This is a genomic window from Acinetobacter lwoffii, from assembly GCF_024129115.1.
Taxonomy (GTDB): Bacteria; Pseudomonadota; Gammaproteobacteria; order Pseudomonadales; family Moraxellaceae; genus Acinetobacter; species Acinetobacter lwoffii_T.
Window position 1 is genome coordinate 75086 of record NZ_JAMXXO010000008.1, and the last position, 13865, is coordinate 88950.

Annotated in this window: 10 protein-coding genes; 3 read left to right on the top strand and 7 right to left on the bottom strand. The window is 43.9% G+C overall.

Annotated elements, in window-relative coordinates; all coding sequences use genetic code 11:
• Positions 1 to 2 precede the first annotated feature (2 nt).
• Together NI470_RS08300 and NI470_RS08305 are read left to right on the top strand one after the other, a co-directional pair.
• Positions 3 to 641, top strand: coding sequence for a CoA transferase subunit B (locus NI470_RS08300; RefSeq protein ID WP_005262069.1), 639 nt, complete (start codon positions 3 to 5; stop codon positions 639 to 641).
• A gap of 96 nt (positions 642 to 737) precedes the next feature.
• On the top strand, positions 738 to 2150 hold the full coding sequence (locus NI470_RS08305; protein ID WP_004646585.1) for a short-chain fatty acid transporter: 1413 nt from the start codon (positions 738 to 740) through the stop codon (positions 2148 to 2150).
• A 54-nt stretch (positions 2151 to 2204) separates the two neighbouring features.
• Here NI470_RS08305 and NI470_RS08310 read toward each other — a convergent pair whose 3' ends face one another.
• From NI470_RS08310 to NI470_RS08335, 6 genes are all read right to left on the bottom strand, one after another.
• Positions 2205 to 3695, bottom strand: coding sequence for an OmpA family protein (locus tag NI470_RS08310; RefSeq protein WP_253148128.1), 1491 nt, complete (start codon positions 3693 to 3695; stop codon positions 2205 to 2207).
• A 179-nt stretch (positions 3696 to 3874) separates the two neighbouring features.
• The gene (locus NI470_RS08315) at positions 3875 to 4777 is read right to left on the bottom strand and encodes a lysozyme inhibitor LprI family protein (protein WP_253148127.1); all 903 of its coding nucleotides are present in this window, start codon (positions 4775 to 4777) and stop codon (positions 3875 to 3877) included.
• A gap of 11 nt (positions 4778 to 4788) precedes the next feature.
• Complete coding sequence (locus tag NI470_RS08320; RefSeq protein ID WP_253148126.1) at positions 4789 to 5508, bottom strand: hypothetical protein; 720 nt, start codon at positions 5506 to 5508, stop codon at positions 4789 to 4791.
• A 113-nt stretch (positions 5509 to 5621) separates the two neighbouring features.
• Positions 5622 to 6857, bottom strand: a complete 1236-nt coding sequence (locus NI470_RS08325) for a dihydroorotase (protein WP_253148125.1) — start codon at positions 6855 to 6857, stop codon at positions 5622 to 5624.
• Positions 6858 to 6867: 10 nt separating this feature from the next.
• Positions 6868 to 7884: an aspartate carbamoyltransferase catalytic subunit gene (locus NI470_RS08330; RefSeq protein WP_004280134.1), complete on the bottom strand. Its 1017-nt coding sequence runs from the start codon at positions 7882 to 7884 to the stop codon at positions 6868 to 6870.
• A 224-nt stretch (positions 7885 to 8108) separates the two neighbouring features.
• Positions 8109 to 8453 (bottom strand): hypothetical protein, encoded by a 345-nt coding sequence (locus NI470_RS08335; RefSeq protein ID WP_004280135.1) that lies wholly within the window; start codon positions 8451 to 8453, stop codon positions 8109 to 8111.
• Between the two features lie 232 nt (positions 8454 to 8685).
• Between NI470_RS08335 and rlmKL the strand changes: the two genes are divergently transcribed.
• Entirely contained in the window at positions 8686 to 10890 is a 2205-nt protein-coding gene (gene rlmKL, locus NI470_RS08340) for a bifunctional 23S rRNA (guanine(2069)-N(7))-methyltransferase RlmK/23S rRNA (guanine(2445)-N(2))-methyltransferase RlmL (protein WP_180038903.1), read from the top strand.
• A 185-nt stretch (positions 10891 to 11075) separates the two neighbouring features.
• Here the strand turns inward: rlmKL and clpB are convergent, their stop codons facing one another.
• Complete coding sequence (clpB, locus tag NI470_RS08345; RefSeq protein WP_243474760.1) at positions 11076 to 13655, bottom strand: ATP-dependent chaperone ClpB; 2580 nt, start codon at positions 13653 to 13655, stop codon at positions 11076 to 11078.
• Positions 13656 to 13865 lie beyond the last annotated feature (210 nt).

Here is a 13865-nt window from a genome sequence, read left to right on the forward strand (position 1 = left end):
TCATGGCTTGGACACGTAATGAAATGGCGCAGCGCGCGGCACAAGAGCTTGAAGATGGTTTCTATGTCAATTTAGGGATTGGCCTGCCGACGCTAGTCGCGAATTATATTCCGGAAAATATCAATGTCTGGCTGCAGTCGGAAAATGGCCTGCTGGGGATTGGCGAATTTCCAACCGAGGAGACTGTCGATGCCGACCTGATCAATGCCGGTAAACAGACGGTTACCGCGCGAAAAGGTGCTTCATTTTTCTCAAGTGCCGATTCCTTTGCCATGATCCGTGGCGGTCATGTCAATATTGCCATTCTGGGGGCCATGGAAGTGTCTGAAACTGGTGATCTGGCCAACTGGATGATTCCAGGTAAAAAGGTCAAAGGCATGGGCGGTGCCATGGATCTGGTCGCGGGTGTACAAAAGGTCGTGGTCTTGATGGAACACTGCGCCAAAGATGGCACACCGAAGATTGTACCGCAATGTAGCCTGCCCCTGACCGGCCAGGCTGTGGTGAACCGGATTATTACCGACCTCGGTGTACTGGATGTTACTCCTGATGGAATTCGACTGGTTGAACTGGCACCAGAGGTAAGTTTTGAAGAGATTCAAAAAGTCACGGGGGTAGCGCTACTACGTAACGCTGCCTGATCCAGCCAGCCCTTAAGAATGAAGCATCTTAAGGGCTTTTTTATATATAGCTGTTTCATTTCAAAATAATAATCGCAGAATAAATGGATTTTAATCATGCAAACTCAACAAAATATTTTGCAGCGCTTCGCCTTGCGCGTCAGCGACTGGTCTGAAAAATGGTTTCCGGATTCTTATATTTTTGCCCTGCTTGGCGTCATCATTGTGGCGATTGCCGCCATCGGAATTGGTGCACCCGCACAGGATGTCGCGATTTCCTTTGGAGACGGCTTCTGGAGCCTGATTCCCTTTACCTTGCAGATGTGCATGCTGATCGTGGTCGGTTATGTGGTTTCCGTATCTAAGCCTGTCCAGCTTCTGATCCAGAAAATGGCGCGCCTGCCACATTCCGGTCGTGGTGCGATTGTCCTGGTCGCCACGGTCAGCCTGTTAATTTCTCTGATTAATTGGGCCATGAGTACTGTACTGACTGCACTCCTAGTGATTGCACTGGCACAGCGTAAAGAGCTTAACATGGATTACCGCGCTGCTGCGGCTGCCGCGATTATCGGGATGGGTGCGACCTGGGCACTGGGCATCAGTTCTTCAGCTGCACAGTTACAGGCCAATAAAAGCAGTCTGCCTGAACCGATTTATAATCTGACGGGCGTGATTCCATTTACCGAAACCATTTTCCTGCCGCAATCCATGATCATGACGGCGGTACTGATTGTAGCTTCAATTGCGATTGCTTACTGGTCAGCACCTAAAGGGTCTGACATTAAAACCATTGAGCACTTCCCGATTCAGATTGAAGAAGAAAAACCGGAAGTATCTGCCGAAAAAAGACCGGGGGATTGGCTGGAAAATTCACCCATTTTAAGCATTCTGATTGTGATTCTGGGCGCAGTCTGGATGTTTAACGAATTTTCCAAAAGCAATCCGATTCTGGCCATTTCCAGCTTAAATACCTATAACTTTATCTTCCTGATTTTGGGCGTGGCCTTACACGGTACACCGCGAAATTTCCTGAATGCGGTATCCAAAGCCGTACCCGCCATTTCTGGGGTACTGATCCAGTTTCCGCTGTATGGCAGTATTGCCTTTATGATGACCAATGCGCTAAACCCGGCCGATCTGTCATTGTCACATTACATTGCCGAGTTCTTTGTTTCCATTGCCTCGCAGGAAACCTTTGCCATTGTGATGGGCTTATACTCGGCGATTCTGGGTTTCTTTATTCCTTCTGGCGGAGGGAAATGGATTATCGAAGCGCCCTATGTGATGCAGGCTGCGCATGACCTGAAAGTGCATCTGGGCTGGTCGGTACAGATTTATAATGCGGCAGAAGCCTTGCCGAATCTGATTAATCCATTCTTTATGCTTCCGATGTTGGGTATCCTGAAATTAAAAGCCAAAGATGTGATTGGATTTACGGTGACCCAGTTGATTTTCCATCTGCCTTTGGTACTGTTCCTGCTATGGTTCCTTGGTCGGACATTGACTTATAGCCCGCCGGTATTTTCTTAATTTAAGATAATAAAAAAGGACGAAGATTCGTCCTTTTTTATTTAGGCTGCTCTCTTAATTTCCTGTCTTCTCAACCACACCTTCATCATCTACTTCACGCACAATTCCCGTTTCAGTATTCACGACCTCAAAGGTCACGCGACGGTTCTGAAACTGTCCGGCAGGTGTCGCATTGGGTTCAACCGGCTGATCCTCTCCCATTCCAACCGCCTGTAATTGTGCAGGATCGACACCTTTTTGCACGAGATAACTGGTAATCGCCTGAGCGCGCTGTACGGACAGCACCTTATTTTCTGCTTCGCTGCCCTGAGCATCAGCATGTCCTTTAACTTTCAGGATAACTTGTGGTGCACGTTGTAATAATGCAGCAGCTTGATCCAGCACCAATTTATTGACTTCCGGAACTTCAGTCGATGCCGTATCAAAATTAATGATCTGTAAATTCAGTGCAGTCGCCACATCCAGTGCTTTAACATTATCGGTCTTGATACTGGCCAAAGCTTGTTCTGCTTCGCTATTGGCAGTATTAATCACGTCACTTCTATTGAGCGGCTGTTGGGTAACCACAGTGACATTCTTGGCCAGACTACGAATTTGTGCTGCCAGACGCTCGGCTTCTGCATTCGTTGCTGCACGCACTGAAACCTGATTGCCAATCCAGTCGAGTGATATATTTGGCATCCCCTGGATTGTTCTCAACACAGTCGGAATAGTATCCTGATCGGTGAATTCTGAATGATAAACCTCACTGCTCAGCGCGCCACAACCAATATTATAATTAAAGATCTGTTTGATCTCATTTTGTAGAATTTCCATATACTGCGGATTATTCAGCTGTAATTGACAACTGACAATTTCGCCATTACTGCCGGTACTTAATCGCAAGGATGCAGGCTGAGCTGCAGCAACTTCACTGGTCGCTTGGGTAGTTGAATCTTCAACCTCATCCTGCATGCAGCTACGAACCAGAAACAGGATCAAACCCGCCAAGATCAGAAAAATAATAAACGGCCATAAAAAGCCGGTTTTTCTCTCTTCCTGAACAATGATGGTCTGCTCCGCCAATACAGGTTCCTGATTTAAATTTTGCCCTGCCAAGGGTGAAACTCCAAGCGCTGCCAGAATAGGGCCAGTCCAAACGGGTAATGCGCGCTGAATCGAATCGGCGTGGGTTTCCAGCAAATGGCTAATCGCTTCCGGAGTTGAAGCACCCGCTTCGGTCTGCAAAAAATTCATGGTCGGTACAATTGACCGGTTCAAGGTATGCTCTATTTCGTCTTGCGGCGCGCTCTGATCCAATTGATCGAGAAACTGCTGCTTGAGTACCGGGTTTGCATTGAATAATTCATGGATTTTTGGATTGAGTTGCTGACCAAGATTTTCAATCCAGGCGGGACGTGAACGCAATATACTTAAAAAGATGGGATAGAATTGAGCCAAAGCTTGATCTTTGGCAAATAAATGCTCGGTTTCACCTTGAAGCACAATCGCCGTAACATCGCTTTTTAAGCGTTCTATAAAGTCTATATTCATAATCGTCACCATTCTTTTGATTTTTCTAATGTTTAATATTTAATCAGTGTAACGATCCCCATTTTTTGAAAATGTAAATAATTGTATGAATATCATAAAGTTTCACTGTTTTTGTTGAGTACTCATTTTACCAACACAAAATTTAAAAATAAAAAAAGCCAGCCGAAGCTGACTTTTATGTATTAATCAAATTAAGGTTCTAAATAATAAATTTTTTGACGCAATTCATTGGTGCGCTCGTTGGTCATGTTCGTTTCACAATTTAAACGAAAAATTTCTGGATTTTCTGTATTCGAACTTTCCAATTTACACTCAAGATTACGTTTTTTTAACCAGATTCTTTGCTCACTAAGCAACTGATCACGTATCTCTTTAGTTGTTGAATTCCATACCAAATTCAAATTTTCATTAGCATTATCTAAATTTGATTGAGCTTCTGAAAGTAAAACTGACTGGTACTCTTCAGCTGCAGCAGATTCTTGAGCTACTCTTTTAATTTCTTCTTGCTTCGCAACTTCCGCTGCATTTTGTCTCGCAGCTTTCAGTAATGAATCAATCGCAATATCACGTACAAAGAACGCTAAGGCATCTGGATTTTCTAACGTAACAAAAACTTTTTTGCCATCATCTGTAGGTTGAACAAAATATTCAATTTCTTTTTTCAACTGATTATTTTCAAAACTTAAGTCTGATAACACTGCAGCTTGAGCAATATTGTTTTCTTCATAAACTGCACGTGCAGTATCTGCATCTTTAATCATTTGTGTTGGAATATTGACAATAAAATCCGTAGCACAATAATTCTTTTTGCTATTAGGGTCTGAATTATTGGTTCTGACATTTGTCACATTAAAAGTAATTTGCTGCAAAGTACTTCTAAGTTTACCCATATCAATTGTTACGTTTTCAGTTTCTATTAATTCTTTAACACGAGTACTTGCAATATCGCTAACATTTTTACTAAAAGTCTCGACTACTATTTGTTTAGTTATATCACTATCACATTTTGTGCCTGAACCCGTAATCGTAGAGACTTTGTCACATGCAGCTAAGGCGAACATACTAAAAGTCAAAGCTAATACTTTTAATTTCATTTTTAGCTCCATTAATAATCTTCGTAGTATTCTTCAGCGGCTACTGTTGCTTCTTGAGCAGCAAGATTTGCCTCATATGCGGCATCAGAAGCTACTTGATTTGTATTTACTGCTTCTAGTTCTTGTCTTTTTTTTGTTTCTTTTAATTTAATCTGATTCTTTTCAATTTGTGGTTTTAAGAATGCATAAGTTAAAGTATCTGAAACTAAAAGATTTGAATTTTGGGTATTTTTTAACAAAGCAAAAATTTTGTCGCCTTTATCAGTAGGCTGTAAAGTATATTCAAATGTAAGATTAACTTTATTACTTTCGAAGTCTAGCCCTAGATCGTATGCCTGTGCCTCAGTTGACATACGTTCTACTTTCGCTCTGGCCTCATCCGATTTTTTTACAAGATCGGAGGGAAGTGTAATCGATAAATCAATTGAGCATGTAGTTTTAGGACTATTAGGATCTATAAATTCAGTACGACTGTCCGCCAAACTAAAAGCAATATTTTGTGCAGATAGCTTTAATTTGGCAGGGTCTAAATCTTTAATAGCACTCTGCGCAATTAAAGACTTTAATTCCACTTCTAATGCCTTATTTAAATCATCTTTTAAGACCTGATTTACTAAGATCAGCGCCTCTTTATCATCGCATGCAATATGATTTGAAAATAAGTTGCTTTTACATGCTGTTACAGAAAGTGCAATAGCACTAATGATAAAAAATTTATTATAAACCTTCATGTTACCCCCATTTTATCAACCACAAATATACACAAAACTACAATTATTAACCATTTTTTTATAAAAAAACCGACTAAAGTCGATTTTTTTAATCTATATAAAATTACTAGTAACTATTTAAAAAAAATGTGACTTACCTTACCTAACACTTTTTGATTAATTAGCGGGGTATTTTTACCTTGTGACACGATGCTTTCTTTATTCAGGGTCCATTCCAGTTCCGGATCTAGCAGCACCCAGCCTGATTCATTTATCCATCGATCTGCCATTTGTGCAACACGAGCCGGAGCTAGGGTCACTTTTTCCACCCATTCCAGTGGAGTCAACAACCCCTCACGAATCAGTTGCAGACCAAAAGGCACATAGGTATCAAAAGCAGTGAAACCTGGCTGCGTTTCAGCAAACGGCGCCATTTTCGCAGAGCTGCTTAGCGGTTCATGATGAGTACAAATCGCATCAATCACACCTGATTTTACACCCTGACGCAGTAATTCTTTGTCCTGTTCAGAACGAAGCGGTGGACGCACATGTGCAAGAGAGTTAAATCCATCAATCAAATGATCAGTTAAATGTAACTGATGCATGGCCACATCACAGGTCACCGGTAAGCCTTTTTCCTTGGCAATACGGATCAATTCCACCGAAGCACCACAAGACAACAGACCAAAGTGTGCTCGTACTTTGGTTGATTCAATCATCAACAGATATTTGGCAATCGCCACGGTTTCAGCCAGTGCCGGAATCATCGGCAAGCCCTGACGTGATGCAATAAACCCTTCATGCACACAGCCGTCTTTGGCAATTTGTGGTTCTTCCGCATAGAACACCACCGTCAGGTCTAAGCCTGCAGCATATTCAAGGGTACGCAGTACCACATCATCATTGGCAAACGGCGCACTGGCATTGGAAACCGCAGTACAACCGCCCTTTTTCAAGCCCGCCATATTTGCCGGTTGTTGACCATTTAAGCCTTGGGTTTGCGCACCAATCACTTGAAGATAGATCCCACCATCCAGCATGGCTTTTTCGACCAGACCGTGAATCAGCGCACCATTATCTTGTACGATTGGCTTTGAATCGGGTGGCGTAAATACGTGCAAAATGCCATTTTCACGTGCCGCTTTTCCTTCAGACTTAAGCGTACCGTGTTGCTGTTGACCCGGTTCACGTAAACGCGCACACAAATCGACCATGGTTGGCATTAACCATTTACCTTGACCATCAATCGTTTCAGAGACGTCTGCTGTTTCTGCAACGAATTTTCCATTTTCCAGATACACGGTCTGGATAGAATTAGTGTTTTGGATTGGATCAAGAACACGGACATTTTCAATTTTTACAATAGTCATGACTTATTCCTTAACCCGCAATCGCTTCAATCAAACCTTGTTCTTGTAACTGGCCTTGCATCGATAAAGCCAACACCGCCATACGCACGGCAATACCATTGGTCACCTGCTTCAAAATCACAGATTGCGGACCATCCGCAATACTTGAGTCGATTTCAACGCCGCGGTTCATTGGTCCCGGATGCATCACGATACAATCCGGTTTGGCCATGGCAAGACGTTCTTTATTCAAGCCATACATTTTGTAGAACTCTGCTTGCGAGGCCAGTGCCGGAGAATCAATACGCTCGTTTTGAATACGTAAGGTAATGATCACGTCGCAGTCTTTGATGCCGTCTTCCATATTGTTAAATAGACGAACACCATCGCCATATTCTTCAAAACCCAATGGCAGCAAGGTATTCGGTGCAATCACCCGGATATCCTGGCAACCTAAAGTTTGCAAGGCAGCCACATCTGAACGCGCGACACGTGAATGCTTGATATCGCCAATAATGGCAATCGACATTTCTTCGAATTTTTTATTGGTTTCGCGGCGAATGGTCAGCATGTCCAGCATCGCTTGAGTCGGATGCGCATGACGGCCATCACCGGCATTAATAATTGCCACTGTTGGACAGACATCCTTGGCAATAAAATGCGCTGCCCCTGAAGATGAATGACGCACCACGAAAATATCGGCCGCCATGGCTTCCAGATTCCATAACGTGTCACGCAGGGTTTCACCTTTGGAAGTACTCGAACGGGCAATATCAATATTGAGAACGTTGGCAGAAAGGCGCTTGGCAGCGGCTTCAAAGGTGGTGCGGGTACGGGTAGAATTTTCGAAGAACAGGTTCATCACCGTTTTACCTTCGAGCAAATTATTGGTGATCAGCTGATTTTGGTCATTAAAAAAGGACTGCGCAGTGTCCAATATTTTTGTCAGGGTTTCTTTAGAAAGACCTTCGATGGTCAAGAAGTGTTTTAGATTACCTTCTTTATTGAGTTGAATCTGGCTCGGTGTATGCAATGCCGCCAAGTGCATGAGAGATTCCTTATGCGTTAAGTCAACATATTATACAGAGATTGGCGAATTTTTATAGTTGGCCACGCTGCTACTTGTACAAAAAGCATCTGAACACTAAAAATAGAAAATCAGATTCCTTTGTATTTTTTCAATAAGATAATTTAACCCGATTTGCATCTTGCTGATTTTAAGTACAAAACCAACGGGCGCTTCAGTCTGGAGCATTCACACCCATCTCAGGTTTAACGCAGTGCACCAATATAACGATGTGACACCTGTGCACGATAGATATCGTCTTCATCCGGTTCGACCGAGATCAGCCCTTCCTGCTGGCTTGGGTGTGCAGATTCTGTTGGTGAATCTTGTGCTGTTTCCGAAATCTCCAGTACCATTTTCAGGCGCTGGATCAGATGATTCAAATCTGGGTCTTGGGTCTGCTCTGCCAGTTGAATCACATGCCGGGCATAATCCAGGTTCTCTGCCAGATAAATTGCATCAATCACCCGACCTGAAACACGTCGTAAACGCGCATAGATTAAAGTGGCCACTGAAAAAGCGTCATGGTTGCGTAACTGATTCTCTAACATCTTAACCCCCATTATAAAATTGAAAAATCAGGCAGCCATCGCTCCCCATCGACTGACCGCCTGATTTGCCATGTATAGAGCAAAATGCATACCAGTTCCTCAATTTATAGTGTGAATATTATTTTTCTCTATCACATGCCACGGCCTTTCAGAGAATTTCAAAAGCTTTCAATATAAAAATACGGTAAACTTAGCGCAGTTTTTTATTTATCTTTTTTGGTCTCTCTATTATATGAATACCTCTCCACGTTTAAGCAATTATTGGGTCACCTGTGCCGATGGTCTGGAAACCTTATTAGAAGAAGAAATACAAGGCTTAGGTGTTCAGAATATTGAGCGTTTTCCAGGCCGTTTAACCTTTAAAGGTACACTGGAAAATGCTTATCGTATCTGCATGTGGTCACGTCTGGCTTCACGTGTCTTGATGCCGATCCACACGCATGAAATTGAATTTTCTCATGATGCCCGTGATGTGGCAGAAGAACTCTATGAAGGGGCTCTCAGCTTTGACTGGTCGCTGATTTTTGCACCACAAAGTACCTTTGCGATTCGTTTGCATGTCGAACGTGATATCAAGGTCAATACCCAGTTTGCGACTTTACGTGCCAAAGATGGTGTCGTAGATTCCTTTATGGAAGCCGTAGGCAAACGTCCAAGCATTGATACCAAACAGCCTGAAATTACCATGTATATTCTGGCAGGCAAGAAAGAACATACTTACTGCCTGGACCTGTCTGGCGACTCTTTGCATAAACGCGGTTATCGCCGCTTTATGACTGACGCCCCAATCAAGGAAAACCTGGCCGCTGCGATTCTGCAAAAAGGTGGTTTAAAAGCGTTAAATCCGGACATCATTGTCGATCCAATGTGTGGTTCAGGTACCTTTATTATTGAATCCCTAATGATTTTGACCGACCGTGCACCGGGTCTGGTCCGTCGTTTCGGTTTTAATGGCTGGAATGGCCATGACCATGAACTGTGGATGAGCATCAAGGCCGAAGCTGCTGAACGTCATCAAGCGGCAATGGAAAATCCATTACCACAATTCTATGCTTTCGATGCAGACTGGGAAGCTGTGAAAGCCACCAGACAAAATATTATCGCGGCGGGTTTTGAATCAGCACTCGACAATATCATGATCGAAGAACGGACTTTAAATGACTGGCCTGATTTCCATGCGGAAGGCAAGAAAGTATTCTTCGTGACCAACCCGCCATATGGCGAACGTCTCGGCGATAAAGCGCAAAACCGTTCTTTATACCTCGGTTTATCGGCTTTATTGCAAAAGAATTTCCCGAATCAAAAAGCGGCAGTGATTGCCTCCCAAGTGGAACAGGCCGATGTGCTGGCCTTTAATGATCCGCAAATCCTGCGTTTGATGAATGGTAAATTGCCGATCTATATCCGCTTCGGTACGGTTAAACCGGCCGCTGTGGTACGTCCATTCCTAGAAAGCTGGCAGCCTCAGCAGTTTGAGCCGATTGAAGGTGCGATGGAGTTTGCCAACCGTCTGACCAAAAACATGCAAGCTCTAAAAAAATGGGCAGTCAAGGAACAGATCCATTGTTTACGTCTCTATGATGCAGATTTACCTGACTTTAACGTCGCAGTAGATTTGTATGGCGAGCGTTTGCATGTACAAGAATATGCGCCACCTAAAACCATTGATCCGGAAAAAGCCAAGAAACGTTTTAACCTGGCACTACAAGCGATTCGTGCAGTAACAGGTCTGGGTCGTGATGCGATCTTTATCAAAACGCGTGCGCGTCAGGAAGGTAAAAACCAGTACACCAAACAAAGTACAGCATCCAAGCGTTTTATCGTACAGGAAGGCAAGGCCAAGATTCTGGTCAACCTGACCGATTACCTGGATACCGGTCTGTTCCTGGACCACCGTCAAATGCGTTTACGTATTGCACGTGAAGCCAAAGGCAAACACTTCCTGAACCTGTACAGCTATACCTCAACCGCAAGTTTACATGCTGCCTTGGGCGGTGCTGCAAGCACGACCAGCGTCGATCTGTCGAATACTTATTTGAACTGGTCAAAAGAAAACTTTGTCTTGAACGGCCTAACCGTAGATCATGCAGATGAACAGCATCAGTTCTTTGCCTCTGACTGTTTCGAATGGCTGAAAGAAGGTCATGAGCAATATGAGCTGATCTTCATTGATCCACCAACATTCTCGAACTCGAAGAAATTCTACGGGACTTTTGACGTACAGCGTGACCATTTATCCCTGTTAAAACGTGCCATGAACCGCTTAACGACTGATGGTACTTTGTATTTCTCAAATAACTATCGTGGTTTTGAGATGGATGAAGAAATTCTGGCGTTCTTTGATGTTGAAGAAATTACCCAGGAAACCATTGGACCTGACTTCAAGCGGAATCAAAAGATTCACCGTGCCTGGAAAATCCGTCATCCGCAAGTGTAATTTGATGATGAATTAACTGTCTTTATCACGATTGATATCTTCTTTATTTTCCCTGAGCTGATTTTTAAGCCATGCTTTAAAGCTCGCCGCAACAAGAATACAAAAGTGTTGCAATGCTCGAAGTTTAAAATAAGATTAAAAAAAACCCAGCCTAGGCTGGGTTTTTTGTTGCAAGGAGAAGCGGTTTAGTTAAGTTTCATTTTTTCAAAGATTAACTCACCTGCTTCAGCTTTCACCAGAATGGTATCGCCCGGCTGGAATTCTCCGCCCAGGATTTTCTGCGCCAGACCATTTTCAATCCGCTGCTGGATTGCACGTTTCAGTGGACGTGCTCCATACAATGGATCAAAACCGGCCTCGATCAGCTGATCGAAAGCGCTGTCATCTACCGACAAGCGCATATCGCGTTCTGCCAGACGTTGACGTAAACGGTCCAACTGGATATCGGCAATACCGCGAATCTGGTCTTTTTCCAGCGCATGGAACACTACCAGTTCATCAATACGGTTGATAAATTCCGGACGGAAATGTTCCGATACCGCATTCATCACCACCGTACGGACTTCTTCTTTAGTGGCATTACCGCCCAATTCACGTACATCCTGCGAACCCAGGTTCGAAGTCATGACGATCACAGAGTTTTTAAAGTCCACTACCCGGCCTTGCGAGTCAGTTAAACGGCCATCATCCAGTACCTGTAGCAAGATGTTAAATACGTCCGGATGCGCTTTTTCGACTTCATCAAACAAGATCACACTATACGGTTTACGACGTACGGCTTCAGTAAGCACCCCACCTTCTTCATAACCGACATAGCCCGGAGGCGCACCAACCAAACGGCTGACCGAATGTTTTTCCATAAATTCTGACATATCGATACGCACCATGGCATCGTCGCTGTCAAACAGGAAATTCGCCAAGGCTTTGGTCAATTCTGTTTTACCGACACCCGTTGGCCCCAGGAACAGGAATGACCCACTTGGACGGTTCGGATCTGACAGACCGGCACGTGAACGGCGTACTGCATTGGATACCGCCACCACGGCTTCATCTTGCCCTACTACACGGTTATGCAGGAATTCTTCCATATGTAGCAATTTGTCACGCTCGCCTTGCAGCATTTTCGCAACCGGAATACCGGTCGCAGCACTCACTACTTCAGCAATTTCATTGTCGGTGACTTTGTTACGCAGCAATTTTGGCGTTGCGCTTTCATCGGCTTTTTCAGCCAGTTCAAGCTGCTTTTGCAACTCTGGTATCACGCCATATTGCAAACGCGCGGCCTCGCCCAGATCACCTTCACGTTGCGCTTTTTCAAGTGCTGTACGTGCCTGATCCAGTTTGATCTGTACGTCTTTATTGCCTTCGACCAGCGCTTTATCTGCACGCCAGACTTCTTCCAGGTCATGATACTCTTTTTCAACTGTGGCGATCTGATCGGACAAGTATTGAATCTCAGCTTTGGCACCTGAGTCTTCATCTTTTTTCACCGCTTCCAGCTGCATTTTTAACTGAATCAGACGGCGTTCCAGTTTATCTAAAGCTTCTGGCTTAGAATCGAGTTCCATTTTGATGCGCGATGCTGCTTCATCAATCAGGTCAATGGCTTTATCCGGCAACTGACGGTCGGTGATATAACGGTGTGACATTTTCGCAGCAGCAATAATGGCTGAATCCAGAATCTGTACCCCGTGATGGGTCGCATAGCGATCTTTCAGACCACGCAGAATCGCAATGGTATCTTCTACGCTTGGCTCATCGACAAGCACTTTCTGGAAACGACGTTCCAGCGCTGCATCTTTTTCAATATACTGACGATATTCATCCAGTGTGGTCGCACCGACGCAGCGCAGCTCGCCACGGGCCAGCGCAGGTTTCAGCATGTTACCGGCATCCATCGCGCCATCACCTTTACCGGCACCCACCAAGGTATGCAACTCGTCGATAAACAGGATGATTTCGCCTTCATGTTTGGCAATATCTTTTAAAACGGCTTTTAAGCGTTCTTCAAACTCACCACGGTATTTGGCACCGGCCAGCAAAGAACCCAGATCAAGTGATAAAACACGTTTACCTTTGAGTCCTTCAGGCACTTCACCATTGATAATCCGCTGCGCCAGACCTTCGACGATTGCAGTTTTACCGACCCCTGGCTCACCGATGAGTACCGGGTTATTTTTGGTACGGCGTGATAAGACCTGAATGGTACGGCGGATTTCATCATCACGGCCAATCACAGGATCAAGCTTGCCTGCCAACGCACGTTCAGTTAAATCAATGGTGTACTTATTCAGTGAATCACGCTGATCTTCATGATTATTGCTCATGACTTTTTCATCGCCTCGAAATTGATTAATCACTTGGCTTAAAGTCTCTGCCTTTACGCCAACACTATTTAATAAGGTTTTTGTATTTCCTGTTTCTGCCAGTGCCAACAGCACCCAATCTGTAGATAAAAATTCATCTCCAGCTTTTTGCGCAAAGCTGTCTGCCAAATGCAATACTTTTGCCGCTTCAGGACTGAGGTTGATATCTGCTGATGGATTAGTCAGGGTGGCCGCATTGCTCAACGCTGTTTGCAGCTTGGTCTGTAACTCACGCAGATTAGCACCAGCTTGTTGCAGCAGGCTGACATTGGATGCTTCATCCATCAAGGTGGCCAAGATATGGATTCCATCAATCGAAGTATGGTCCTTACTCATGGCCAGCGATTGCGCATCGGAAAGGGTTTGCTGCAGGCGATTGGTAAATTTTTCAAAACGCATTCTTGTTATTCCTCACAACAAATTTTCTACTTGATGGATATATGGGTGCACTTGATAAAATTTCAAATCATTTTTATATATTTTTCAAAAACTTAATATAAATATTAGACAGTCTTTAATAATAATATTGGTGTGATCAAATCATATTTCAAGTGAGGTTAGAAGAATTTTTAAGGTGAAGATAAACAATTCATATTTTATTTAATTTAC

Excerpts from the sequence above, each read along its gene's own strand:
- NI470_RS08330 (WP_004280134.1), bottom strand. The coding sequence starts at position 7,884 with ATGCACTTGGCGGCATTGCATACACCGAGCCAGATTCAACTCAATAAA.
- NI470_RS08300 (WP_005262069.1), top strand. The coding sequence starts at position 3 with ATGGCTTGGACACGTAATGAAATGGCGCAGCGCGCGGCACAAGAGCTT.
- rlmKL (WP_180038903.1), top strand. The coding sequence starts at position 8,686 with ATGAATACCTCTCCACGTTTAAGCAATTATTGGGTCACCTGTGCCGAT.
- NI470_RS08325 (WP_253148125.1), bottom strand. The coding sequence starts at position 6,857 with ATGACTATTGTAAAAATTGAAAATGTCCGTGTTCTTGATCCAATCCAA.
- NI470_RS08305 (WP_004646585.1), top strand. The coding sequence starts at position 738 with ATGCAAACTCAACAAAATATTTTGCAGCGCTTCGCCTTGCGCGTCAGC.
- NI470_RS08335 (WP_004280135.1), bottom strand. The coding sequence starts at position 8,453 with ATGTTAGAGAATCAGTTACGCAACCATGACGCTTTTTCAGTGGCCACT.
- NI470_RS08315 (WP_253148127.1), bottom strand. The coding sequence starts at position 4,777 with ATGAAATTAAAAGTATTAGCTTTGACTTTTAGTATGTTCGCCTTAGCT.
- NI470_RS08310 (WP_253148128.1), bottom strand. The coding sequence starts at position 3,695 with ATGGTGACGATTATGAATATAGACTTTATAGAACGCTTAAAAAGCGAT.
- NI470_RS08320 (WP_253148126.1), bottom strand. The coding sequence starts at position 5,508 with ATGAAGGTTTATAATAAATTTTTTATCATTAGTGCTATTGCACTTTCT.
- clpB (WP_243474760.1), bottom strand. The coding sequence starts at position 13,655 with ATGCGTTTTGAAAAATTTACCAATCGCCTGCAGCAAACCCTTTCCGAT.